Annotated in this window: 30 protein-coding genes and 1 tRNA gene; 14 read left to right on the forward strand and 17 right to left on the reverse strand. The window is 65.4% G+C overall.

The window, feature by feature from the left end:
- Positions 1–32: 32 nt before the first annotated feature.
- Positions 33–773, forward strand: coding sequence for a uracil-DNA glycosylase (locus tag SACXIDRAFT_RS14210; protein WP_006239264.1), 741 nt, complete (start codon positions 33–35; stop codon positions 771–773).
- A gap of 42 nt (positions 774–815) precedes the next feature.
- Here the strand turns inward: SACXIDRAFT_RS14210 and SACXIDRAFT_RS14215 are convergent, their stop codons facing one another.
- Complete coding sequence (locus SACXIDRAFT_RS14215; protein ID WP_006239265.1) at positions 816–1,172, reverse strand: antibiotic biosynthesis monooxygenase family protein; 357 nt, start codon at positions 1,170–1,172, stop codon at positions 816–818.
- A gap of 196 nt (positions 1,173–1,368) precedes the next feature.
- On the opposite strand from SACXIDRAFT_RS14215, the gene SACXIDRAFT_RS14220 reads away from it, so the two are divergent.
- On the forward strand, positions 1,369–2,691 hold the full coding sequence (locus SACXIDRAFT_RS14220) for an NAD(P)/FAD-dependent oxidoreductase (RefSeq protein ID WP_006239266.1): 1,323 nt from the start codon (positions 1,369–1,371) through the stop codon (positions 2,689–2,691).
- Positions 2,692–2,719: 28 nt separating this feature from the next.
- Positions 2,720–2,796, forward strand: a tRNA-Leu gene (locus tag SACXIDRAFT_RS14225).
- Positions 2,797–2,836: 40 nt separating this feature from the next.
- On the opposite strand, the gene SACXIDRAFT_RS14230 is transcribed toward SACXIDRAFT_RS14225, so the two are convergent.
- The 11 genes from SACXIDRAFT_RS14230 to SACXIDRAFT_RS14275 all read right to left on the reverse strand — a co-directional run bounded on the left by SACXIDRAFT_RS14230 (position 2,837) and on the right by SACXIDRAFT_RS14275 (position 10,596).
- Complete coding sequence (locus SACXIDRAFT_RS14230) at positions 2,837–4,033, reverse strand: tyrosine-type recombinase/integrase (RefSeq protein ID WP_006239267.1); 1,197 nt, start codon at positions 4,031–4,033, stop codon at positions 2,837–2,839.
- Positions 4,033–4,209 carry a helix-turn-helix transcriptional regulator gene (locus SACXIDRAFT_RS14235; RefSeq protein WP_006239268.1) on the reverse strand — a complete coding sequence of 59 codons (177 nt, stop codon included), beginning with the start codon at positions 4,207–4,209 and terminating at the stop codon, positions 4,033–4,035. Before SACXIDRAFT_RS14235 ends, SACXIDRAFT_RS14230 begins: the two co-directional genes overlap by 1 nt.
- Positions 4,206–5,537: a replication initiator gene (locus SACXIDRAFT_RS14240; RefSeq protein ID WP_006239269.1), complete on the reverse strand. Its 1,332-nt coding sequence runs from the start codon at positions 5,535–5,537 to the stop codon at positions 4,206–4,208. Before SACXIDRAFT_RS14240 ends, SACXIDRAFT_RS14235 begins: the two co-directional genes overlap by 4 nt.
- A gap of 99 nt (positions 5,538–5,636) precedes the next feature.
- On the reverse strand, positions 5,637–6,566 hold the full coding sequence (locus SACXIDRAFT_RS14245; RefSeq protein WP_006239270.1) for a hypothetical protein: 930 nt from the start codon (positions 6,564–6,566) through the stop codon (positions 5,637–5,639).
- A 10-nt stretch (positions 6,567–6,576) separates the two neighbouring features.
- Positions 6,577–6,750, reverse strand: a complete 174-nt coding sequence (locus SACXIDRAFT_RS23325) for a hypothetical protein (RefSeq protein WP_006239271.1) — start codon at positions 6,748–6,750, stop codon at positions 6,577–6,579.
- On the reverse strand, positions 6,717–7,307 hold the full coding sequence (locus SACXIDRAFT_RS14250; protein WP_006239272.1) for a GGDEF domain-containing protein: 591 nt from the start codon (positions 7,305–7,307) through the stop codon (positions 6,717–6,719). Before SACXIDRAFT_RS14250 ends, SACXIDRAFT_RS23325 begins: the two co-directional genes overlap by 34 nt.
- 87 nt (positions 7,308–7,394) lie before the next feature.
- Complete coding sequence (locus SACXIDRAFT_RS14255; protein WP_006239273.1) at positions 7,395–7,823, reverse strand: hypothetical protein; 429 nt, start codon at positions 7,821–7,823, stop codon at positions 7,395–7,397.
- Positions 7,824–7,848: 25 nt separating this feature from the next.
- The gene (locus SACXIDRAFT_RS14260) at positions 7,849–9,348 is read right to left on the reverse strand and encodes an FtsK/SpoIIIE domain-containing protein (protein ID WP_006239274.1); all 1,500 of its coding nucleotides are present in this window, start codon (positions 9,346–9,348) and stop codon (positions 7,849–7,851) included.
- Positions 9,349–9,446: 98 nt separating this feature from the next.
- Positions 9,447–9,626: a hypothetical protein gene (locus SACXIDRAFT_RS14265; RefSeq protein ID WP_006239275.1), complete on the reverse strand. Its 180-nt coding sequence runs from the start codon at positions 9,624–9,626 to the stop codon at positions 9,447–9,449.
- On the reverse strand, positions 9,626–9,877 hold the full coding sequence (locus tag SACXIDRAFT_RS14270) for a hypothetical protein (protein ID WP_006239276.1): 252 nt from the start codon (positions 9,875–9,877) through the stop codon (positions 9,626–9,628). Before SACXIDRAFT_RS14270 ends, SACXIDRAFT_RS14265 begins: the two co-directional genes overlap by 1 nt.
- Positions 9,878–10,257: 380 nt before the next feature.
- Complete coding sequence (locus tag SACXIDRAFT_RS14275; RefSeq protein WP_006239277.1) at positions 10,258–10,596, reverse strand: hypothetical protein; 339 nt, start codon at positions 10,594–10,596, stop codon at positions 10,258–10,260.
- 66 nt (positions 10,597–10,662) lie between these two features.
- Between SACXIDRAFT_RS14275 and SACXIDRAFT_RS14280 the strand changes: the two genes are divergently transcribed.
- From SACXIDRAFT_RS14280 to SACXIDRAFT_RS14290, 3 genes are all read left to right on the forward strand, one after another.
- Entirely contained in the window at positions 10,663–11,538 is an 876-nt protein-coding gene (locus SACXIDRAFT_RS14280; RefSeq protein WP_006239278.1) for a GntR family transcriptional regulator, read from the forward strand.
- The gene (locus SACXIDRAFT_RS14285) at positions 11,538–12,377 is read left to right on the forward strand and encodes a glycosyltransferase family 2 protein (RefSeq protein WP_006239279.1); all 840 of its coding nucleotides are present in this window, start codon (positions 11,538–11,540) and stop codon (positions 12,375–12,377) included. The genes SACXIDRAFT_RS14280 and SACXIDRAFT_RS14285 overlap by 1 nt, the downstream gene beginning before the upstream one ends.
- Positions 12,378–13,579: 1,202 nt before the next feature.
- Positions 13,580–14,017: a DUF5946 family protein gene (locus SACXIDRAFT_RS14290; protein WP_006239280.1), complete on the forward strand. Its 438-nt coding sequence runs from the start codon at positions 13,580–13,582 to the stop codon at positions 14,015–14,017.
- A gap of 215 nt (positions 14,018–14,232) precedes the next feature.
- Here the strand turns inward: SACXIDRAFT_RS14290 and SACXIDRAFT_RS23090 are convergent, their stop codons facing one another.
- The 3 genes from SACXIDRAFT_RS23090 to SACXIDRAFT_RS14305 all read right to left on the reverse strand — a co-directional run bounded on the left by SACXIDRAFT_RS23090 (position 14,233) and on the right by SACXIDRAFT_RS14305 (position 16,016).
- The gene (locus SACXIDRAFT_RS23090; RefSeq protein ID WP_157599673.1) at positions 14,233–14,370 is read right to left on the reverse strand and encodes a hypothetical protein; all 138 of its coding nucleotides are present in this window, start codon (positions 14,368–14,370) and stop codon (positions 14,233–14,235) included.
- A 337-nt stretch (positions 14,371–14,707) separates the two neighbouring features.
- Positions 14,708–15,175 (reverse strand): SAM-dependent methyltransferase, encoded by a 468-nt coding sequence (locus tag SACXIDRAFT_RS14300; protein WP_006239282.1) that lies wholly within the window; start codon positions 15,173–15,175, stop codon positions 14,708–14,710.
- 268 nt (positions 15,176–15,443) lie between these two features.
- On the reverse strand, positions 15,444–16,016 hold the full coding sequence (locus tag SACXIDRAFT_RS14305; RefSeq protein WP_006239283.1) for a TetR/AcrR family transcriptional regulator: 573 nt from the start codon (positions 16,014–16,016) through the stop codon (positions 15,444–15,446).
- 98 nt (positions 16,017–16,114) lie between these two features.
- Here SACXIDRAFT_RS14305 and SACXIDRAFT_RS14310 point away from each other — a divergent pair, with 98 nt between their 5' ends.
- Both SACXIDRAFT_RS14310 and SACXIDRAFT_RS22475 read left to right on the forward strand, forming a co-directional pair.
- On the forward strand, positions 16,115–16,489 hold the full coding sequence (locus tag SACXIDRAFT_RS14310; RefSeq protein ID WP_006239284.1) for a DUF4267 domain-containing protein: 375 nt from the start codon (positions 16,115–16,117) through the stop codon (positions 16,487–16,489).
- Positions 16,490–16,641: 152 nt separating this feature from the next.
- Complete coding sequence (locus SACXIDRAFT_RS22475; protein ID WP_232285305.1) at positions 16,642–17,220, forward strand: HNH endonuclease; 579 nt, start codon at positions 16,642–16,644, stop codon at positions 17,218–17,220.
- Between the two features lie 306 nt (positions 17,221–17,526).
- On the opposite strand, the gene SACXIDRAFT_RS22480 is transcribed toward SACXIDRAFT_RS22475, so the two are convergent.
- On the reverse strand, positions 17,527–18,765 hold the full coding sequence (locus SACXIDRAFT_RS22480) for a DNA cytosine methyltransferase (protein ID WP_006239285.1): 1,239 nt from the start codon (positions 18,763–18,765) through the stop codon (positions 17,527–17,529).
- 157 nt (positions 18,766–18,922) lie between these two features.
- Between SACXIDRAFT_RS22480 and SACXIDRAFT_RS22485 the strand changes: the two genes are divergently transcribed.
- The 6 genes from SACXIDRAFT_RS22485 to SACXIDRAFT_RS14345 all read left to right on the forward strand — a co-directional run bounded on the left by SACXIDRAFT_RS22485 (position 18,923) and on the right by SACXIDRAFT_RS14345 (position 21,937).
- Positions 18,923–19,345 carry a very short patch repair endonuclease gene (locus SACXIDRAFT_RS22485; RefSeq protein WP_157599674.1) on the forward strand — a complete coding sequence of 141 codons (423 nt, stop codon included), beginning with the start codon at positions 18,923–18,925 and terminating at the stop codon, positions 19,343–19,345.
- 147 nt (positions 19,346–19,492) lie between these two features.
- Complete coding sequence (locus tag SACXIDRAFT_RS14325; protein ID WP_006239287.1) at positions 19,493–19,954, forward strand: MarR family winged helix-turn-helix transcriptional regulator; 462 nt, start codon at positions 19,493–19,495, stop codon at positions 19,952–19,954.
- A gap of 76 nt (positions 19,955–20,030) precedes the next feature.
- On the forward strand, positions 20,031–20,648 hold the full coding sequence (locus SACXIDRAFT_RS14330) for a DsbA family oxidoreductase (protein ID WP_006239288.1): 618 nt from the start codon (positions 20,031–20,033) through the stop codon (positions 20,646–20,648).
- Positions 20,645–21,169 (forward strand): tRNA-specific adenosine deaminase, encoded by a 525-nt coding sequence (locus SACXIDRAFT_RS14335; protein WP_006239289.1) that lies wholly within the window; start codon positions 20,645–20,647, stop codon positions 21,167–21,169. Before SACXIDRAFT_RS14330 ends, SACXIDRAFT_RS14335 begins: the two co-directional genes overlap by 4 nt.
- A complete protein-coding gene (locus SACXIDRAFT_RS14340) occupies positions 21,166–21,486 on the forward strand; it encodes a DMT family transporter (RefSeq protein ID WP_006239290.1) in 321 nt (106 codons plus the stop codon). Before SACXIDRAFT_RS14335 ends, SACXIDRAFT_RS14340 begins: the two co-directional genes overlap by 4 nt.
- A gap of 52 nt (positions 21,487–21,538) precedes the next feature.
- Positions 21,539–21,937, forward strand: a complete 399-nt coding sequence (locus SACXIDRAFT_RS14345; RefSeq protein ID WP_006239291.1) for a DMT family transporter — start codon at positions 21,539–21,541, stop codon at positions 21,935–21,937.
- Positions 21,938–22,037: 100 nt separating this feature from the next.
- On the opposite strand, the gene zapE is transcribed toward SACXIDRAFT_RS14345, so the two are convergent.
- Positions 22,038–23,021, reverse strand: a complete 984-nt coding sequence (gene zapE, locus SACXIDRAFT_RS14350; RefSeq protein ID WP_006239292.1) for a cell division protein ZapE — start codon at positions 23,019–23,021, stop codon at positions 22,038–22,040.
- Positions 23,022–23,060: the final 39 nt, after the last annotated feature.

Here is a 23,060-nt window from a genome sequence, read left to right on the forward strand (position 1 = left end):
ACGGACAACGTAGGTCACGGCACAATGGTGCGGTGAGCGCTTCCTGGAAGTCGTTGGCCCAGCTCGACGCCGCTGTGAGCGAGTGCCGCGCGTGCCCGCGTCTGGTGGAGTGGCGGGAGCACGTGGCGAGGACGAAGCGCGCGGCGTTCGCCGACCAGACCTACTGGGGCCGTCCCGTGCCGGGTTTCGGGCCCGACGACGCGGCGCTGGCGATCGTGGGGCTCGCGCCCGCCGCGCACGGCGGAAACAGGACGGGCCGCATGTTCACCGGCGACCGGTCGGGGGACGTTCTCTTCAAGGCCCTCTACGACGTGGGGCTCGCCTCGCAGCCGACCGCGACACACCGCGACGACGGCCTCACCTTGCGCGGCACCCGCATCACAGCGCCCGTGCACTGCGCGCCGCCCGCGAACAAGCCGACGCCGGGCGAACGCGACACCTGCCGCCACTGGCTCGCCGACGAACTCGCCTTGCTGCGCCCGACGCTGAAAGCGGTGGTGGTGCTCGGAGCGTTCGGCTGGCAGGCGTTGCTGCCCGTGCTCGCCGAAGCCGGGTGGACGATCCCAAGGCCGAGACCGAAGTTCGGCCACGACGTCCACATCACCCTCGACGGCCCCACCCCGCTGCACCTGCTCGGCTGCTACCACGTCTCGCAGCAGAACACGTTCACCGGCAAGCTGACGCCCGCGATGCTGCGCGCGGTGCTGGAACAGGCGAAGGGGCTGGCGGGGTTGGTGGGGTTGACGGCCACCGAAGGGAACCGGGATGCCTGACGCCTGTCCCGCCGGTGCTGGAGGGCAGCGAAGCGGCGCCGGTCACCGGTCGTGCTCGGCTGAACCCTCCGGTGCACGCCGGAAACCGTAGCGGCGCTTCACCTCGGCGACGTGAACCTCGAAACTGTCGTACCACCGCTGGCGGCCGGTCTCGCGGGCGATGGTGTGTTCGGCATGGCGCCGCCATGCGGCGATGGATTCCTCGTCGCGCCAGTACGAGACCGTGATGCCCAGCCCGTCGCGAACGGAGTCCATACCGAGGAAGCCGGGCTGTTCCGAGGCGAGCCGATTCATTCGTTCAGCCGTGTCGCTGTAGCCGTCGGTGTTCGGGCTCAGCCGGGAGGTGAAGACGGCAATGTAATACGGGGGCTCGGGCAACTCGCGGTTCGCAGACTGCATGCCGAACGTATAGCAGTGACGACGGACAGAAGGACCGCCTGAAGCGGCGCCGCACGGCCGGGGTGGGGACAGCGAAGGCACAACGACGGCATTCGCCCAGCGGGGCCAACTGAATCGTTTGCGTAGTGTGGCGACGCTGGTCACAGCCAAGGAGGGGTAGCTAACACCAGCCGTACGTCGGTGCAACTATGGACGTATGGCAGTCAAGTCGGAACCGACGCGGATCCTGATCCTCGGTGGCGGATACGTCGGCTTGTACACGGCCCTCGGGCTACAGAAGAAGCTGCGGGCCAACGAGGCTTCCGTGACCGTCGTCGATCCGCAGCCGCACATGACCTACCAGCCCTTCCTTCCGGAAGCCGCTGCGGGGTCCATCGAGCCGCGTCACGTGGTCGTTCCGCTGCGCAGGGTGCTCCGGCGCTGCCATATCCTCACCGCCAGGGTGACGTCCATCGAGCACAACCGTAAAGCGGTCACGGTCGAGGCGGCCGACGGCCATGTCGAGCAACTCAACTACGACGTGCTCGTGGTCGCGCTCGGCTCCGTGGCGCGGCTGCTGCCGATTCCGGGGCTCGCCGAGCACGGCATCGCGTTCAAGACCATCGGCGAGGCCATCTATCTGCGCAACCACGTCCTGACGAAGCTGGACGAGGCGGCGAGCACGCTCGATCCCGAGCTGCGCAAGCGGCTGCTCACGTTCACCGTCGTCGGCGGCGGCTTCGCGGGCATCGAAGCGCTGGCCGAACTGGAGGACATGACTCGCGACGCCTGCCGCTACTACGAAAACATCGAGCCGGAGGACATCCGGTGGGTGCTCGTGGAGGCTGCGGGCCGCATCCTGCCCGAGGTGCGCGAAACCCTCGGTGTCTGGACAGCGGAGCAGCTGGAGAAGCGCGGCATCGAGGTTTATCTCTCGACGGCGGCGAAGTCGTTCGAGAACGGGCACGTCGTCCTCTCCGACGGCACGGAGTTCGACAGCGACACGATCATCTGGACCGCCGGTGTGAAGGCGAACCCGGTGCTCGCCAACTCCGACCTGCCCACCGACAAGCGGGGCAGGCTCCAGGCGACGGCGGCGTTGCAGGTGGTGGGCCATCCCGACGTCTGGACGGCGGGCGATGTCGCCGCGGTGCCCGACCTGTCGCGCACCGAGAACGACCCGACGGCCACCTGCCCGCCCAACGCCCAGCACGCGGTGCGCCAGGCGCGGCATCTGGCCAACAACATCATCCGCGCACTGCGTGGCGGAACGCCGAAGGACTACTACCACAAGAACCTCGGCGCGGTGGCGGGTCTCGGCCTGCACAAGGGCGTCGCCGATGCCATGAATCTGAAGATCAAGGGCTTCCCGGCGTGGCTGTTCCACCGCGCCTACCACGTCAAGGCGATGCCGACCTTCAACCGCAAGGTCAGGATCCTGCTCGGCTGGACGCTCGGCGGTCTGTTCAAGCGCGAAACGGTCTCGTTGGGACAGATCAACAACCCGAAGGAAGAGTTCGCCAGGGCATCGCGCTCGTAGGTGGTGGCGGGGGCATAGAGTAGATCGTGCCCCCGTAGCCCAATCGGCAGAGGCAATCGACTTAAAATCGACGCAGTGCGGGTTCGAGTCCCGTCGGGGGCACCAACGGTGCTGGTCGGAGCCTTCCCGGCGGAACGGCCGAAGATCAGATCCCCGGTTTACCCCCGGAATTGGGTCGGTAGTCGCTCAGCGCGAGCGACTCCAACGCCTCTGCCGCCCGAGGCGACGCCACTCCGCGACCGAGGTACACATCCTGCGTCATGGATGGCTTGGCGTGACCAAGCTGGTCCGCGATCTCACGCGCGGTGAGCTTCGCCTCGTCGAGGATCGTCGCCGCCGTCTTGCGGAACACGTGCGACGTCACCCACGCGAAGTCACCACTGCCACGAGCCTCCCGGAAGGCACGTCGGGTGTTGGAGGGATCCCGCAGACCGCCAAGCGAATCCGGGAACACCGGACTCGCGGGTGGCCGGTTCTCGGCAACCGCTGTCGCATACCGCCGACGGAGCATCTCCAACGCCCACACAGGCACCACCAGCGTCCGTTCGCTTGACTGCGTCTTCGGAGGCGTCCGCCGTAGCCCGGCACCCCGGACCCGGACAACGGTCCATTCAATGCGCACGAGGCCTCGATCGAGGTCGATATCCTCCCAGTACAGTGCGAGCGCCTCACCGATCCGGACGCCCGTCGCCATCATGAACCGCGTCAGATCGGGCAAATCGTGTCGCCGTGCCGTCGGATCCTGTTCGAGCTGGGCAAGCCACTCGCGGCGCTCTGCCGGAGTGAGCGCACGCGACCGCTTCCGTGCTCCACCTTCGATGGGCTCGATGTCTCGGACCGGGTTCCCCGTGATCGCTCCATGACGAGCGGCGTAGCGAAGGATGCCGCTGACAACCGCGCGAGCCGTGATCGCATGAGCAGCGCTCGTTTGCGTGATCAACTCCGGGAAGAAGCGATCGAGCCGCGGCACGGTCACCTCCGACAGCCGCAACTCACCGAGCGCCGGGAGAACGTGGTTCTTCAACATGCTGCGGTAGTTGTCCAAGGTACCCACGGCCCGTTCCCCCGCAGCGACACGACGCTCCTGCCAAGCAAGCCAGAGTTCGGCGACCGTGCTGAAACGGGTCTTCGCCGTGATCTCACTGCCACTCGGAGTCTGTAGCTCCTGCTGAATCGCGCGCTTCAGCGCCTGCTCAGCCTTCGCCTTGCTCCTGCCCACACGTTCGACGTCCCGGACCCGACCGTCATAGCCGCGAAAACTCGCACGAGCACGGAAGCCGGTCTTCGTCGGAGAAAAACGGATCTTCCCGTGGGTACCGATCTCCAACGGCGGACGCCCCATCAGCACTCCCCCTGCTGCGCGACCCAGGTTTCGACGTCTTCGGGTCGGTAGCGGACGTATTTGCCGATGCGTCGGCCTTGTGGTCCGTAGCCTTTGGTGCGCCATTGGTAGAGGGTGTTGACGGGGACGCCGAGGTAGTCGGCGAGGTCGGTGATGGTCCAGAGCTTCGAGCTCATCGGGTGTTCTCCTCTCGGTACTTCTGCTGTCGTTGGGTGCGGAGTCGTTCGGCGATGCCGAGGGCGAGTTCGCGTTCAGCGTCGTTGCGGTAGCCGGAGCCGGTGAACGCCCAGTCGTTGACGACGAGCACGTTCTCGGGGTCGAGGTCGAGGCGGTCGAGGGCCTCAGCCAGGCGGAAGGCCCGCCGGTCGGCGCGAATCTGCTTGAAGGTGGTGGAGTAGGCGCGGGACTTGGTGAGGAAGTGGCCGCGGAATCCGAGCATGTGCGCCCACCTGCGCAGGTTCAGCTCCGCGTACTCGTCAAGGCCGCCGAGGTCCCAGCAGGTGCGGATCATGCGCCGGTGATGCTCGGAGATCCGCAGGTGGTCAATGTCGAGTTCGGAACGGAGGGGGTGGTCGGCGCCTTCGACGGTGCCGGTGCCTTTGGTGGCGTACTTGGCGATGTAGCCCGCCAACGCCCGTTCCCCGATCCCCTCGCCGGTCTCAGTGTCCTCATGTTCGACGGGGCGGATGTCGAGCTGGTCGCCCCACATCAGCGACAACCGGGTGCCGTTGGGGCGTGTGGTGGTCACGACCGTGCCACCGGCCGCCGCCGTGATCGCATCGGAAAGCAAGGCGCTGGAAGCCCACGAGGGAGCGCGGTCGGTGGGTCCGTCAGGGCCGTCGAGGCGCACCAGGGCGTGGAAGTGCACCAGCCCGCGCCGCTGGTACTCGGCGACCTTGCTGTACGACAGCCGGGCGTGGTCGGGGAAGTCCCGGACCCGTAGACCCGCGCGGGAGGCGAGCTCACGTCGCAGCCGCACCGTGAAGCGGTGCCACAGCTTCCCGGCATGTGCCTGCCAGAGCACCGCGGCTTCGTAGTCGTAGGTCTCGGGATCGAGGGGGGTGCCGAGGCGGGGGTCGTCCTCGCGGTAGTGGGAGTGGCCGCAGCCGCAAGGCATCACCCGACCCCGCCGAGACACCCGCCGAGTGTGGACCCGACCGAAGCTCGGTGCGGTCAGGGTGACGAACACCCGAGGATGCTCCGTCACCGCCTCCGGAACCCCCTTGTCGCCGCCGCACAGGCCCGCCCGGATCAAATGGAACGCATCAGCCGCGTAACGGTCCGAGCAGGCCGGGCACACGGTCTCGCGCCGGTTGCCGCACGGAGCGAAGATGCTGCCCCCGTAGTGATGCACCACAAGCCCCGTAGAGGCATCACGAAGCTGATGCGCACCGGTCAGCCGGATCGGCCGAGCACAACCGTTGACGGACATCACTTTCTCGCGCCAGGTCTTGTAGTCCGCCGCCCGCAAACGAGCGGCAAGACGATCGTCCAGCGTCAGCACGATGTGAGGTCCTCCTTTCAGGCATGAGAAAGGGGGCGAAGCGCACACCGCGAGTCGATGTGTGCCCCGCCCCCCAAGGGAGTCAGCGAGTTCGGGTGATCAAGCAGGCGCGGGGTGGTACCCGTTCACCGTGGTGTTCAGCTCTTCCACTAGCGCGGTCACCATCTGCTCTGGCAGCGCGACCCGTTGAGTGATGTCCTCAGCGGTCACCTGGCGTCCCTGCTGATGCACCGACGTCGCCAGGCCGGTCACGGTGTCCCGCAGCGAACCCGGCAACTTCCCCAACACGGGAGCCTTACGAGGCGGTGCCGGTGCCAGTCGAGGCGCAGACGCCAACGTCGATGCCGTTGCTGGCTCAGGCTCCGAGACCACCGGCTTCGGCTCCGGTGTTGCTGGTTCCGGTGCTGGCTTCCGCGTCGGTTCGGGTTCCGGTGTGGTTGTCGCCTCGTGGTGGTCGGCCTGGGCGTAGACGGCGAGGACGATCTCGCGTTGCCGGGCCTGGATGACCGGGATGACTTCGGCGATGCCGTAGACGATGACCGGGATGATCGCGTGCACCGCCAGCGACCCGAGGTTGAACCGCTCCCACCGGCCTTGCGCCAGCGGCATGAGTTGCGGGAGGACGTTCATCGCCAACGTCGATCCAAGGAGCACGTGTTTGAGCCGCGACCACCAGCGGTGATCCGGTTCGACGCCGTGGGACAGGATCACCGATTCGAAGTTCAGCAGAGTGATCAGCAAGCCCGCGAACATCGGCTCCACCGTCCACGCGGCCCACCACAACGGATCAGCCGGAGTGGTGCCCTCCGAGAGGAACGCGTGGACCCCTTCGGTGGTATAGACCAGGCCGAGGGCGAGGAAGAACCACAAGCCGAGCAGTGTCCTTCGTCCCCGCCGTTCCAGCTCGACGGCCTGCAAGTCAGGGTCACGGACCAGGCCCCGCAGGCGTCGAGCCTCGGAGATGCGTTTGCCGAGCTTGCGCACCCGCCGAGTGCGGCCGGAGGGGGTGCGGTCGTCTGCGGGTGACACGATTTTTCTCCTATTCGCTGGGTTTGAGCAGGGCGAACAAGCCCTTGACCAGGACGAGCAGCACCAGGCCGATCGCGATGGCCCAGGGTGGACTGATCAGCCACACCACCCCGAGGACGGCCAGCACCATCAGCAGAACCAGGAGGCTGATCAGGACGCCTTTGCCGGTGAGATGGATCTGCATTTCAGTTGTTCCTTCCGTGTGGAGTTGTGCGTGTGTTTGTCGCCGTACATGCGGTCATCCGCCGACGCGAGCAGCGCCGACAGATCCGCGGATTCGCTCGGGGCTGTGATGACCCCGAGCGCCATGGATGCCGTGATCGGTTGGCCCTCGACCTCATCCAGCGCCGCAACAGCGGCCCGGTAGGTGTCGAGCCGTCGCGCGGCGTGGTCGGGGGTGTCACAGGGGATGAGGACGGCGAACTCGTCGCCGTGCAGCCGCACCACCAGCTCCCTCCGGCATGCTGTGCGCTGGAGGATCGCGGCGACCTCGATCAAGACGCGGTCGCCGAAGCGATGGCCGTGGGTGTCGTTGATGGCCTTGAACCCGTTCATGTCCCCGAGCGCCACCGCCACCAGAGGTGAACGGCGACGAGCCCAAGCGAACGCCTCCGCCAGCGCGAGCCGGTTGCCCAAGCCGGTGAGTGGATCGGTGCGCAGCTTGCGCCGCAGCCGGTAGGCACCGAAGCCGGTGCTCAGGGTGGTGGTTGTGGTGACGACGAGTGCGATTTCTGCCAGCATGGAACCTGCCTCTTCTGTAGGGGTAGGCCCGCCCGGAAGTCTCTGCCAGGGGAAACCGGGCGGGCCGTTTCGTGTGATCGGTGTGGATCAGTCGGTCAGGTCGTGTCCGAGGTGTGAGGTCAACGCGGCTGCCTGCTGCATTTCCCTCGTGAGCTGGTCGGTAGTGGCGCGGCACCACACGAGATTGGCGATGGCTTGCCTTGCGGTGTGTGCGCCGGGGCGGTCGCGGCGGTCGTCGTAGAGGCTGGCCTGATCTGCATGGTGTTCCAGCGCCGTGATGAGCTGCTGGAAGAGCTGGTCGAGGCCGCTGACCGCCGTGGCCACGTTCGACAGCACCCAATCCACGGTGGGTGCGTTGGGCAGTGTCTGCGTACCGTTGCCGGGGCCGGTGGCGTTGTTGAGGTAGCGGACCAGCTCCCGCAACCCCCGCGCCGCTTCTAGCACCGTGTCCGGCCCATGGGGGCCGTCGTAGGGCAGCCGGTGATCAAGCAGTTCGGACAGGCTGTGCATGGTCATGGTTGGCTCCTTGCTGTGTCGGTTGTCAGGCGATGTCTTCGTCGCCTTCGGTCCATTCGTCTTCCGGGATCTCCTCGACGTCCTCGTCCTCGACTTCCCAGGCGGTGAAATCGACCGCGTCGGCCGTGGCGGAGGACTCAGCCGGTGGCGTCGCCGTAGTGGTGGTGTCGCGGTGGAGGGGGATGACGGCCGCGTCGGTGCTGGTGCAGAACCGCACGAGCTCGGCGATGTCGTCATCGGAGGTGTAGGCGGCACGGACCCGCAGGGGTTCGCGTCGGCCGTCTTTCTTCACATACGCCACACCGGGCAGGTAGGCGGGAATCTTGTCCGCCAGTGCGCCCATGTCCCGCATGCCTTCCCCAAGGCACATGTCCACATAGGACGCCGAGGCGAGCCGCAGAGCGATACGGGTGGGGAACAAACCCCGCATCGGGACGGTGTTCTTGTCCGGTTCCTGCGTCGCCGCGATCACTCGCCCGAGCACCGCCCGGTACTGCGTCAAGGCCTTGCTCAGCAGTGGTTCGGCGGCACGGACGATGTCGCGGGAGCCGTAGGCGGTCAGCGCTGCCAACTCGTCGATGATCAGCACTTCCAGTGGTGTGTCCGCCGACGGGGTGGCCGTGCGGTGGCCGCCGCGACCGAGCTGGAGTTTCGTGCGGTCGAGGGTTTCGACGTACTCGGCCAGCAGCGCCAGGCCGTCACGCTCGTTGTCGGCGAAGCGGTGAAACAGCGGCCGTCCGGCGCTGAACTCCATGCCGCCCTTCGGGTCGATCACCCACAACCGCGCATGACCAGCCCTCAGCAGCGGAGCCAGGGTGCGCAGCAGCGCCCACAACCACGAGCCCTTACCCGCGCCGGTCTCCCCGCCCAGGAGGATGTGCAGATCCTTGTCGTGCAGATTCAGCCCGAAGTCGCGGCCGTACTCATCCCGCCCGATCACCAGCTTGCCCAAGTCAACCTCGTCGGCCGTCTCGCCCAGCTCAGGCAAGGGGACGAGCATCTCGTCGAACGGCTCCCGCCGCTGGAAATCCAAAGCGATCTTTCCTGGCTTGAGCAGCCGCACCGCCGCCGCACGAGCCTTGAACGCCATGGCCAACCGACCCAAAACCTCTTCGAAGTCCTCCGGTTGCTGCCCCTTCGCCAGGCGGATGTGCAGGGAATCCCACACCCACGCCGACCGCACCCGCAGCAGCTTCGGCACCAGCGTGTTCCCGCGGTGGTCGGTCGTGGTGAGGTTGCAGGCGAAGACCACCCGCTGCCACTGGCGTTGGTAGACCAGCCAGCGCCGCCACCACGCCCGCAGCAGCCGACCGGCGAACCGGTCAAACGTCGGCTGATCCAGCAGCCGCCACGACACCCCAGCCACCACCGCCACACCAGCCGCCATGAGCACCGCCTGATACCCAGCCCACAAGCCCGCCGAGTTCAGCACCACCACCGAGCCCGTCGATCGTGGATGCCGCGCCACAAACCGCGCCGCCGACCGGACCGGCGTCCGATGCACGCCCACTCGCGTGTCCCGCATTCCTCGTCTCACCTCCCACATCGCGCACAAAAGAAGGGGCACCGAGCCCGCTGCAAAGGGAGGCCCGATGCCCCGTGCCGAGTCGTTATGTCGCCGGATCAGTTCCGGCGCTGCGTCATCTCCAGGTGCGCGACCAGATCACCCACCGTGTTCCGCAGCTTGTTCAGCGACGTCCCCATCCCCTTCGGGACCCCGAGCTGACGCAACGTGGACACCAGCGCAAGCATCGTCGCGTCGATCCGCCGCACCGTGGAGTGCACACCATCACCCCGCGCCATCACTTCTTGTATCCCTTCGCCACATTCCCGCCCGACTTCTTACCGATCTCACCACGCACCATCCGCAACGCCGACCGAACCTTCCCAGCCAGATCAGTCGCGGTGTCGAAATCCTTCTTCTCGACAATGTCACCTTCCAGAAACTCAACCCGATCCAAATCCCGGTCGAGTTCGTCAATCGTGTCCGCGATCCGCTTCAACCGCTGCACCGCCGCAGTATTACGCCGCAACGCACCCTTACGCAGATCCACCCCTCACAACCTCCCTTCCAACAACCGTCACACCGTGCCCCACCACCAAGCAACACGAACCGTGGAAACCCACCGTGACCACCTCCTGCCAGGTCACACCTCCTCGGGCAGCGCCGAGGAACGGAATTTCTTGCAGTACTGATCACCCGAGTGCCGATACAACCAGCCATCGCAATGACACGCCGGGCAATACGCCAACGACAAAACCCATCACCCCCTTCCCAAAGGTATATAACGCCGAATAGAACAGTTGCCAAAACAACTATTTTTGGCATAGCTCGGCCCACTCTGGAATTATCAAACACCGAAATAGCGCCCCCGCCCGACTCGAACGGGCCGCCCACCACAACAGAGGAAGGGCAAAAAGGAAGACTTTCCAGTCAGCGATCCAGCGGCTTGACGCCGGCCGCGCTAAAAGCGATCCCAGAGATGACCTCGTCCTTATCGTTCTTGAACGAATACGGGTTGACTCGCGCGTCCACCAGCTCGACCAGGTCGCCTTCCTCCAGGCCCTCACCGGGGTCGGTGTCCAGGGTCACGCGAATCTCCTCACCCTTCTCGCCCGCGACCTTCGCGAACAGCGACATCACGAACTTCGCCGCCCCGTCGCGGTCGGTCACCACGATCTCGCGCCCCGCGTCGTCCTTGCGCATCTTCATCGTCGGAGGCTCGACCACTCGCAACCGAAAGGCCGCCAGGTTCACCGGAATGTTTCGCATCACGCTTGCTCCCTAGTTTGTAAGTTTGCTTACCAACTGCTCCGACAGTACACCCAGCTACTCTGGGTGCGCAAGGGGTTTGCTTACAAACTTCTGAAGGCGCAGTACGATGCGGTTATGAGCCCCCGACGGACAGCCGCGCGGCAGCCGATCGCATTACGAATCGCTGATGATCTGCGCATCAAGATCGAGACAGGTGAGCTGAGGGCAGGGGACGATCTGCCGACGTTGCAGCAGCTCGCCGAGCAGTACGAGTGCTCAACGGTGACCGCCCGTGGGGCGATTGCCTTGCTCAAGCAACAGGGGTTGATCCTCGGTGGTCGGGGGCATGCCGCGCGAGTTCGACCGATGCCGCGTCGTATCGAGCGTTCGAACCTACGTCACCAGCTGGAGAAGGATCTCGTTCGCCAGCCCGAGGAAGTCCGAGCCACCAAGGGGCTTGCCGAGATCGACATGGGTGGTCCGGTCGCCGACTTCGAGATCGACGCCGCGTACTCGATCGTCAGCGCCGACCAGGGACTTGCCGATGCCTTCAGGTTGCCGGAGGGGACTTCGCTCTTACGTCGCGAGTTCACTCACCGCGACAAGCGCACAGGCGCACTCGAAGCGTGGTCGGTGTCATGGATGCCTTGTGACCTCATAAAGCCGAATCCGGCGATCTCCGACCCTGCGAACAAGGCGTGGCCCGGGGGCACGATGCACCAGCTCTACACCGTCGGTGTCGAGGTCGCTGAGGTGATCGATCAGGTAACGGCGGAAATGCCGACAACGGTCGAAGCGCAGGAGTGGCAGCTCTCCGAAGGTGTGCCGCTGATGTGGACACGCCGGATCTCGATCGACACCGACGAGCGTGTCGTCGAAGTCAGCGACGCTCAGTATCCCGCCGATCGCACCATGCTCAGCTTCCACACACCCCTGGCCCGATGGGAAGACACCAAATAATGACTCGCCGCGTTTCAATCATCACGGCCGCATACGCGCCGCTCAGCGACTACTTCAAAGCCACGATCGAGAGCGTGGCCGCCCAGGAACTCCCGGACGGATGGGAGCTTGAATGGCTCGTGCAGGAGGACGGCGAGCACCCCGACCTCGAAGGCATGGTCGCAGGGGTTCCTGGAATCAAGTACTCGGCCAACAACGCACACACGGGCATCAGCGCCACGCGCAACCTCGCATTGACTCGTGCAACTGGTGACATCGTGCAGGTCCTCGATCACGACGACGTACTTCTGCCGGATGCGCTGAAGACCTTGCTACCTCGGTTCGACGAACCGGGTGTTCACTGGGTGGTCGGCCAGGCCGACGACCTGCTTCCGGATGGAAATCGGCGCGAGTACGAATCCGCGCTGCCCTTCGGACGGGTCGCCGCAGGTGCTGTGAACACGTGGGCGATCGAACACGGCGGCAACTGGCCCATCCACTGTGCTGGCTTGCTCATGCGCACCCAGCTCGTGCGTGCCTGTGGTGGATGGGGAGGCGTGCCCGTTGACGACGACCTCGTAATGTTCTCCGCCTTGTCCGAGATCGCTGACGGATACAACGACCCTGCCACGACATGGCTCTACCGAATCCACGAACGGCAGACACACAAGTCGGCCCAGTGGCGCGAACGCAGTTCGGACGGCCGTCGAGTCGCACTGCAACGAGTCCAAGCCGTACGAGCCACCGGACTAGCCATCACGGGCAACCCCGCCGACAGTCCAAGCCTCGATGAGTTCGAAGTGGGCCCCGCGGCCAAGGACGGTGCTGACGGCCGCCCGTGGTGGAAGGACCAGGGCTAACGCCCACACATGCCAGGCCACCCAGCCGCACAGCTTCCAGCCCGAAGCCGCAGCGCAGCGCGTGTGTTCAAACTTTCTTCTCTTGTTCAAGGGCGGCCCCGCCGGGGCCGCCTGCCTACTGCCTGTGGGTCCGCGCCAGCGGGACGCCGGGCGTGCGGCTGACGCCGGTCCCGCCGTCCCGCACGCGGCCCCGGGAGCGGAAGGCAGGCGACCGGGAACCACGGCGGGACCGCAGTGAGGGAAGAAGATGCCCTCGCCGGGCGGGCAGGTCTCCGGGATGGCCGGGGAAAGTGCCGGCACTTCCGGTTCGGTGGTGGTCCGGTAGGTGTTCCATCCCGTCTGACCTCCCCGAGGGCTATCACGCCGCGTCAAGGGGGCAAGCCTGGCAACGACAGCCGCCGGTCAACGAGCAAGGTTGCCCCCTTGACACAGCGTGATCGGGCTACGCCAGGTCAGACGGGATGGAACACCAGGCGACCCGCGTGCGCAGGAGAAGACGAGTTCCCCGGCTTTCCCCCGGAAATCACCGCGATGCGACGACAACCGTTGATAAAGGTCCAGCGTTAGCACTTGCTAATGGTGCAGGTAGTGTCAAGTGGTGGCAGCGGACGACAAACATTGATCATCGCTGCCTTGAAATCGACGCAGTGCGGGTTCGAGTCCCGTCGGGGGCACCAACGGTGCTGGTCGGTGAGTTGGGGTCGTGGTGGAAGCGACCAGCGCTGACCTGACCACCAAGCTGGGCATCGCTCATGCCCCATCGGCCACGGGTTGTTGTTCCAGCACAGCGCGTGTGTTTAAACTTTCTTCTCTTGTTCAAGGGCGGCCCCGCCGGGGCCGCCTGCCTACTGCCTGTGGGTCCGCGCCAGCGGGACGCCAGGCGTGCGGCTGACGCCGGTCCCGCCGCCCCGCACGCGGACCCAGGAGCGGAACCAGCAACCACGGTGGGACCGTCGAGCAGTAAAAGAGATGCCCTCGCCGGGCGCGCAGGCTCCGGGATGGCTGGGAGGGTCCGGCGGTTCTGGTTGGCAGACTGGTGATGCGTAGTGACACTATCCACTATGGACATCTAACGGGTTTGGGGGCACGTCCGTATCCGTTGATGCCGCCTGTCCTGGCCTTGTTTGCTGTCTCGGAGAGCGGCTGGCGGCGAGCTTCCTGCGTCAGGACTGCTGCGGGGAGGGGCGCGCTATCGTCGGGGCATGACTGGCGAGACCACGGCGTGCGCCGACTGCGGAGCGAGCGGGCGTTTCGGCACCTGCGGCGAGCTTTTCAGGGTATTGCTCGCCCTCGACCACGAACGCCGGCAACCGTGGGCTGCGTTCCACAGCGTCAACGTGGCCTGTTACCTCGTGCAGCACCGGTCGCAGACGCAGGCACACGCTCTCGCCGGGCAGTGGCAGATCGTCACGACGTTCGTCGCGGACGGACTGGATGCCGTTCACCAGCTCACGGCCGATCGGGTGCGTCAGAATCGGCGCGGGGCACGCCCGTGGCTCGCCGGGGACCCGCCGCCACCGCTGACGGCGACGGTGACCATTGAGGATGTTTCCGTCGATGGCACGTTCCCCGCAGAAGGTTACGAACAGCGCATGCGCCGATGGGCCGAGTCGATGACGGTGGGGACTCACTCGGTCTGACCTTCGCGGCACACCTGACCGCCTGATGGCGCGGCGTCACGGTACCCAGCCGAGCACGACACAGCACTCTGCCTGACGAGTGGGACAGCCCTGTGGCCCCAATTTGGCTTGGTCGCGACGTCATCAGACGACGGGTGATCGCCGAGCTGGTTTGCACGCATATCGGTGCAGCAGTAACTGCGATCCTGGAGTTTGAAGCGGCTTGCGGCGGGCCGTCAGGCGACCCCGACGAAGCCGCCGCGGGCACGACCGTCGGCGAGTCGGGCTTTCCAGTGGAGTTCGGACGGTCGGCCGTCCAGCGAGACGACCACGGCCCCGCCGAACTCGTCCACCGCAGCGCACCACGTGTTCATATGCGTGACCTCGTCCGCCTCCGCGGAGGGGAGCAGGGTTGGCACAAGACATCCCGCCTCGCCTGGCCCATCAACGACACACAGCGTAAGCCTTGCGAGGATCGACCATCCCTCGCAAAGGGGCGGCTGCTGAGTCGAGGCACGCAACGGGGGCAGATGTCGGTGCACCGGAGCGTCGCCGAGCACAAGCATGGGCTTGGACTCAAGGAGAAACAGCGCGTTGTCGCGTGGCAGGAGCACCCGGCCACCTTCGCATACGGGCGCGTGCCAAGTTCGAGTCGGCAGCAGTACGACCGCACGGATCCAGTGCTGTGGCATCTCCTCACCTGATGGGCACCTACGGCTTGAAGTATTCGGACATCAGGCGGCTGACCCATTCCGGCTGCGAGACGTTCACGGGGAGAAACTCCGCCATGACCGGCTTGAGATCGACCACCGGGGTGCCCGAGACCGCGTCGAGGCCCACCACGGTCAGTTCGCGGCCGCGGACGAATTCGATGGCGCAGCACGTTGACCCGATGCGGTTCGGTCTGCGGGGGCCGCGGCCTGCGAAGATGCCGACGGGTGGAAGGTCGGGGCGACCGCGATTCGGGCGGGGTTCGCGGTAGTCGTCGAGCTCCGGTAACTGGTCGAAGATGAAGAGAACTTCCACGTGGGAGAAGTCCTCCAGACCTTGGAGGCACGCCTCGCCGAAGCGCTCGTCGATGACGATCGTGCTGCGGACAGCACCCCAGTTGTCCGAGTGCTGGACGTCGGTCCGCTCGTTTTCGACCGTGCCTATCGGTGTGACCGCGAAGCTCGACATAACTGGACCCTAACCCACCGCACCCATGCTGGAGCCGACAAGATAATTTCTTGCCGCCCCGGATCACGACGTATCGATGTATCCGACCGCGATGGCGAAGCAGCCTACGAAGGAAACAGGATCACGAGAGGCCACGGTGATCGTGAGCCGCTTGCGGTGACGCGTGGCTGCGCAGTGCCGGTCAAGCGTTCGTCGCTCGCCGTGGATCGGACGTTGGTGAGGTGGCTGCTCCACCGGCCTCCGTCGCGAGCGGGTGTCCTCACCGGGATCACTGGTTTTCTCCAGCAATCCGTGACAGCAGAAGATCGAGGCGAGCCTCCTGATGTTGCGGCGGAATGCGGCCGTCGCGGGCGAGCGCGGCCAGGCCGTGCAGCGCGCTCCAGATCACCTCGGCCGCCAGGTCGATGTCGCGGGTGCCCGCAGGGAGGGCCGAGGTGAAGGCTGTGAAACAGGCCCGAAGGGGTTCGGGAGTGTCATCGCTGGCAAACGGCACGTCATTCGGCATCTCGAACATCGCCTCGTAGACAGCGGGGTGTTCGGCGGCGAAACGAAGGTAGGCGGCGCTTACCGCGCGCAGCGCACGGCGCGAAGAAGCGGTTTCCCGTGCTGCGTGCAGTTGCCGGGCGAGATCGGTGAAACCGTCGAGGGCGACGGCCCGCACGATGGCAGCTTTGCCTCGGAAGTGGCTGTAGAGGACGGGTTGGCTGTATTCCACGCGGTCGGCAAGGCGGCGGACGGTCACCGCATCCCAGCCCTCGGCTTCGGCCAGTTCGCGGGCGACTCGAACGATCAATCGTTCGCGCTCGGTGCGCTCGCGGGCGCGCCGTTCGGAGAGTGTCATAACCGGGAGTCTAGCAGTGCTAGACATTCTAATTTCGCTATGATTAGCTCTTGCTATGAAATCTAGCGATGCTAGATACCTGTGGAGGGGAGACGGTCATGGCTGTTGTCGGGCTCATCATTGCCGGGCTGGTCGGGGTGGCGATCATCATCATCGGGGTGTTGGCTCTGGCGATGCCGAGCAATGCGGCGGGATTCGGCATACCCGGCACACGAACCGACGATCCGGTTTTCCGGTCCTGGCTGAGCGTCAAGTCCGCCCGAGACATCGCCTCAGGGGTGGTGCTGCTTGCCCTGCTCGCGACGGCGTCGAATCCCGTGATCGGGGTCGCGCTGCTGGGGTTCACCCTCGCGCCGATCGGTGATGCGGCGGCGGTTCTGTGTGCCCGCGGCCCACGTGGTGCGGCCTACGGTATCCACGGCGCAACGGCTGTCGTGATGCTGGTGGGCTCGTTTGCGCTGCTGCTGGGGTGAGTGGCTGCTTCGGTCGTCGTGTCGGGCGGGTTCGCTTCGGTGTCAAGGAAAGGCGCGGATGGCCGTGGTCTCGGCCTGCGCATGGCTGCGGCGGGAGGGTGTGGGAGCAGGGCTGAACAATCTTGCCGGATCTCGTCGGCCACGATGATCGTATGGAACAGAGACCATTGCCGTTGCCGGACTCGCCGGAACTTGACGTGCTACCCACTGAGTCGCACAGGCTGCTGTACGCGTACCTCTTCGAGCGACGTGATGATCCTCCGACGATGCGGGAGATCCGGGCATATCTCGCGGAGCGGCTTGGGGAGGCTCCGGCGCAGACGGACCGGCGTGTGCGTGACTTACGTGATCACTTCGATGTGCCAGCGGTCCGGCTTGGGGCTGACTATCGGTACAGGCTGACCGGATGGTCGAAGGTCAAGAAAGCCGGGTCGAGGAAAGGTGTCAGCAAGCGGGTGCGTGCCGAGGTTCTCGCTCCTCAGCGCTGCGCGCAGTGCGGACGTCAGCCGCTGGAACATGGTGTCGTCCTGGTCGTTGATCATAAGGTTCCCCGGGAATGGGGAGGTGCCGACGATATCGAGAATCTGCAGCCTCTATGTGAGGATTGCAATTCCGGCAAAAAAGCTTTCTATGCCACATATGATGAATATGCCGAAGAAATCGCGGCGGCATCATTGCATCCAGAACCACATGGCCGGATTGGGGGAGCTACTAAAAGCCTTCCATGGTAGCTGGGTTCCTTCCAGTCTGATTGGTGTCGTCGCATCCATGCAGCAGTATCAGGAAGACTGGCAAAAACGTCTTCGAGAGCTTCGTCTCCTGGGGTGGGAGATAAGGACGCGGAGGTCAAAAGATCCGATCACTGGCCGGACCAACACCTGGTATCGAGCCGAGCGTTGGGAGCCGTGGCCGGAAGGCTCAATTCGCGCAGAGGTGGCGAGGCGGGACCCGTCGAACAAGCGTAATAAGAACGGAAAGCGCTGACGGTGGTCGAGACTGCCCGGCTGTTTCGTGAAGTCGGGCAACCCTGACGGCCTCTAACTGATACGCGCCCGGTGCTTAAGGAAGAGATCGTGACGAGCATGATCTTCTTGTCCGATGAAGGCTTTGAAGCTGCCAAGTCTGTACCGGGTCTTAGTTCCCTCTGTGCGGATCTCGACCTCGAAGTCCCGGCTGAGGAGGCCGATGCGGCGTTCGAGCTCAGCCCGGTCATCGAGGTCGGCTGACTTCATTAGCCGTTCCGGGGTCACGAAGCCCGAGGATGCCCGGAGTGTCTTATAAATCGGATCGTGCTCGGTATCGTCTACGGTTTTGGGAGTTCCTTCGTGGTGGAATGCGCGCATGATCGCGGAGCCCACTGCGTGTGCGACTGGTGGAGGGAAGGCGTTGCCGATTTGCCGGTAACGGGAGGTCTTACGGCCTGTGAATTCCCATGTGTATTCATCCGACCAGCCCTGAATTCTGGCCACCATCTCGCAGGTGAGCTTCGGTTTGAAGTCGTCAGATTCCTTGGCTGACGGGGGAGCATCAGCTATACCGAGGGCGTCAACGCCTAGCGCTGCCCAGGCTCGCTTCGCCCGAGTCGGTCCGAGGTCGGCACCACCGTGCTTCTTCGATCCTCCTACGATTGTCGGAGCGATCTTATCTGCCCTCTTTGCCCATTCCTTGGCCCCGTGCCAGCCATTAGATGCCATCAGGTCGATCAGCGTCTCCCCGACGGTGGGCGCGGACGACCTGGGTTCGGGCCAGCGGAAATATGGGGCATCCTCGGGTTTTAGAGCGACCAAGATGAACCGAGGTCGGAGCTGAGGTACACCGAAATCAGAAGCATGGAGAAGCCTCCACTCCGCTACATAGCCAAACTGAGTCAACCGGTCTAAAACGTGCTGCCGGTAGCCAGTGAAGCGCGGCATGCTCAAGCCGCGCACGTTCTCGAGTAGCAATGCCCGTGGTCGCACAACAGCGACTTGTTCGACAGCCCAGGCGAAGAGGTCACGTTCGTCGCTTGCCCCTAGTTGCCTGCCTGCGATGGAGAACGGCGGGCACGGCACACCGCCGGCGAGTAGCGCAACTCCCTCGTAATCAGCCGGGTCCCACACGGACAGATCGGCGACGTCTCCTTCGGCAACTTTCCAGGTGGAGCGGTTGGTCCGGAGGGTGTTGCATGCGTTCTCGTCGAGTTCTATCGCCAGCGCATGCTCGAACCCAGCTTTCTCCAGGCCCAACGCTTGCCCACCGGCGCCAGCGCAGATCTCGACCACTTCGTGCTTTGTCATCGAAGCTCTCCTTCCTGCGCCGCGCGGGAGCATGTAAGTATCTTGCCTTATGCCGACGGCGGAGCTAGGGACGGTGTTGGATGTGGGAGCGGTGTCGCAGGTTGGTGGAGGCCGTCCGCAGCAGCATGTTCGTGGGCAGACCAGATGTCCTGAGGCGATGGATGAGGGGCGGTCTCGCAATATGCGAGCCAACCGGCGGGCGAACACGAAGCCTGAAGTTCTGCTGCGTAGCCAACTGCACCGGCTGGGTTACAGGTTCCGCAAGGATCACAGGCTTGATCTCCCGACCGGCGTTCGTGTACGGCCTGACATCGTCTTTACGCGACACAAAGTTGCTGTGTTCGTTGACGGCTGCTTCTGGCACGTGTGTCCGGAGCATGGTCGTCAACCAACTCGCAACGAGTGGTACTGGACTCCGAAGCTACGGCGGAACGTCGAGCGGGACCGACGTGCGGACGTGGCTCTGTCGGCGGCCGGTTGGGGTGTCGTTCGCGTCTGGGAGCACGAAACGATTTCGGATGCCGTGGCGCGAGTGACAGAAGCTATCGAACATAAGTTCGATTCTAGGTGTCCTGCCTGACGTTGGATAGACCACGATCGGGGCCTCGCGGACTGCCGGCGTTCTTTGTTGTGGTCATGGGGGGCGACATCACCGCGCCCGCCTCTTTCCCCTGTGGGCAGCGCCCGCCAGGTTTGCGTTCTACGTGGATCGTGGTAGATTCACTGCATGCGCATGCAGATATCTGCGGAGGAACTCAGTTCGGCCTGGTCTCAGGTCGCCGTCTTCGCCTCGGCGGTGGATGCGAGCCTCGGCAAGTGGCTGACGGAGACCTACCGGCTCGGCCTGACCGAGTACCGTGCGCTGGCGCATCTGGCCAAGGCTCCCGACAGGGAGTTGCGCGTGAACGATCTCGCCTATCGGGTTGGCTTGAACCAGAGTTCGGTGACCCGGTTGGTGAGCAGGCTGGAGACGAAGGGGCTGGCCTTCCGGGATGTCTGCCCCGACGACGGGCGGGGCGTCTACGCGGTCCTCACCGAGCAAGGGGAGAGCCTGCTCCGGGATGTGCGCGGTCCTTACGGCGAACGGGTTCGCGAACTGCTCGGCGACGTGGCCGCGCGCTATCCGCAGGTGGACGCCGGTCGGCTCAGTCGTGCCTTGATCGACGTCAGCGACGCCGTCTCTTCCTAGCCTTCTCGCCGTGAGAGTGCGTGGGTGAAGTCCAGGGTTATATATGTATGTACAGGCAGATAGTGGAGGATGTTCGATGAGCACGAAGGTCGAAGTGTTCGTGGACTACGTGTGCCCGTTTTGCTTCCTCGTGGAGGACGCGGTCGCGGAGCTGGAGCGCGACCGTGACGTGGAGGTGGAGATCCGGCCGTTCGAGCTGCGGCCCGACCCGGTGCCGACACTGCGGCCGGAGGACGACTACCTGCCGAACGTGTGGAGCCGATCGGTGTATCCGATGGCGGAGCGGCTTGGCATGGACATCACACTGCCCTCGTCATCACCGCAGCCGCGGACCGCCAAGGCTTTCGTGGTGTTGCAACTGGCGAAGGAACGTGGCATCGCGGCCGAGTACTCGTCGGCCATGTTCCGGGCGTTCTTCCAGCAGGACCGCAACATCGGCCTTGACGAGGTGATCGTCGAGGTGGCGACCTCGGTCGGGCTCGACAGGGACGACGTGGAGAAGGCGCTGGCCAGTGAGGAGCGCTTCGCCCGCCAGCGCGACGACCAACGATACGCAGCCGAGCTCGTCGGCGTCACCGCTGTCCCGAGCTTCCGGATCGACGGCCGTCTCTACTCGGGCGTGCTGGACGCCGACCAGTTGAAGCAGGCCGCCGACAACGCCGACAACTCGGCAGCGCGGGAGCGCACGGCATGAACCGGTCCGAGGCCGAGCTGACCGGGCTGATGCGGGAGGCGGTCGAGTACGGCATCCGGCACGTCGAGTCCGGCGGCCTTCCGTTCGTCGGGGTGGTCGTCGGCGACGGCGGCTACGTCTCCGCGCCCGGCGTCAACCTGGTGTACGAGACCCGGGACCCGAGGGCACACGCCGAGATCGTGGCCATGCGTGAGGCGTTGAGCAAGCGCGACGACCTCCGGGGCACGTGGTTGCTCGCGACGGGTGAGCCGTGTGGCCTCTGCTACCGCTTCGCCATCGACCACGGGGTCGAGCGGGTCTACGTCGCCGTGGACAGCGACACCGCGGCCGCGTACGGCTTCGACTACCGCCGCAGCTATCCGGCCTACGGCGTCAACCCCTCTCGCCTCGCCGCCACCGGCATGGTTCGTCGGCTCGAAGTCCCTCGCGGGCTGGAGCCCTTCGAACGCTTCCTCCACATCGGACACGGTGGCGCGCAGCCACCGTCGGCTTCACCAACGAAATCGAAAGGGACATCATGAGCTGGCTCTACTTGGGAATCGCCGTGATCTTCGAAATCCTGGTCGCCCTCGCGGCGAGTAACGCGAAGGGGTTCACCCACCTGTGGTGGACCGTCGCGACGCTGGTCAGCGGTGGTATCGCGACCTTCTTCCTCAGCCTCGCGCTGCTCACCTTCGACGTCGGTGTCGGATACGCGGTCTGGACCTCGGTGGCAGGTGTCGGGATCGTCGTCGTCGGCACGCTCTTCCTCGGTCAGCGACTGAACGTCAAGAAGCTCCTCGGCATCCTCATCGTCATCGCCGGGGTCGTCGGACTCCAGCTCAGCGGCGCGGCGTGACCACACCCTCGCCCGAGAACCCTGACAAAGCCAATCCCGAAGGGACCGATTCATGACCACGAATGTCGCGCAGACCAACAAGGCAGGCGCATGGCTCGTGCTACTCCTTGCCGGAGTGTTCGAGGTGGGTTACGCGCTGAGCGTCGGCGGCAGCCAAGGCTTCACCGTTCTCGGCTGGTCCGTCTCCGCCGCCGTGTTCTTCCTCCTGACGCTGTTCGCCCTGAGCGTCGCGCTGAAGAACATCGATGTCGGGATCGGGTACGCCGTCTGGGCGGGCATCGGCGCCGTCGGTGCGGCCGTGCTCGGCCCGGTGTTCTTCGACGAGACCCTCACCCTCACTCGGGCGTTCTGGCTGGCCGTGATCATCGCGGGCGTCGTCTGGCTGAAGCTCGCGGACAGTCCCGCGCTCGAAACGAGGAAGGCCACAGCCTCGCCGGCCCCGGCACGGTGACCATGCGGTTTCCCCGGCAGTGACGACGGGACGAGCCGCGCGCGCCGGCGGCCCTTCGCGCAGCCCGGTCTCATCACGAGACCGGGCCGTTCGAGCTGTCTCAGCTCGCCCTGGTGAGCAATGCGAGCCTGCTCGCCGTTCGCTCGGTCCTCATCGGACTGTCGCGCAGCAGGTCGGGAAGTGATCGATCAGCCCGCACGTACAGCGTGCGGTCGCGGTCGTAGAGGATGTCAACCAGATTGGCGAAGCGCTGCCAGCCGTCGCCAGTCATGGCGGGGCGCACACCGGTGAGCACCCAGGTGTCGAAGCGTTCGGCCAGATCGAGATAGTCCTGTGTGGACACCGGTCGTTCGCACAGCTCCGCGAAGTCGAACCACACCTCGGTGCCACGCACGGCGAGCGCGCCGAGGGTGCGCGACCGCATCGTCAGCGTGGTGCGCTCGAGAGGCTCGGGCATGTGCCGTCGCCCGGCCGCGTCGTCCGAAGCGCCGTTCCAGGTGTATCCGCCCGCGAAGTTCCCGAGCGGTGCGTCGTGCGCCCGGTAGTCACGCGGGCCCGACACGGTCACGACGCGGACGCACTCCTCCAGCAGCGCGATCCCGGGGAGGAAAAGGTGGTGGTAGAGGGGGTTGGGCAGCAGGTCGTGGGGATGGTGGTTGGAGGTCAGCACCAGGCTGACCCGCCGCTTTCTCAGGACCGTGAGCAGCCGGGTGAGCAGCGCTGCGTCGCCGGGGTCGTCCACCTGGAATTCGTCGAACACGACGAGCCTGCTGTCGCCTGCCCACTGTGCGATGGCGGCATCGGCGGAACCGTGGCTGAACACGGCACTGTGCAGCGAGTCGAAGAACTCGTGGAACGAAACGCGCCTGGTGGGAACGCCGACCGTGGCGTGGAAGGTGTCGGCGAGGAACGTCTTGCCCCGCCCGACAGGGCCGTGCAGGTAGACGCCACGGGCGAACCGCCGAGGCCGGCGCCGCAGCTCACGTCCGAGGTCGGCGAGCACTGCCGCGGCGGCGCGCTGAGCGGTGTCAGGAACGAAACCGTGAGCGGCGGCGGCTGCGGTGAGGTGCGCCTCGAAATCCATCCCAGCCCCTCTACAGGTGAAGAGTCTCTAGGCTCGTAG

The organism is Saccharomonospora xinjiangensis XJ-54 (assembly GCF_000258175.1).
Taxonomy (GTDB): domain Bacteria; phylum Actinomycetota; class Actinomycetes; order Mycobacteriales; family Pseudonocardiaceae; genus Saccharomonospora; species Saccharomonospora xinjiangensis.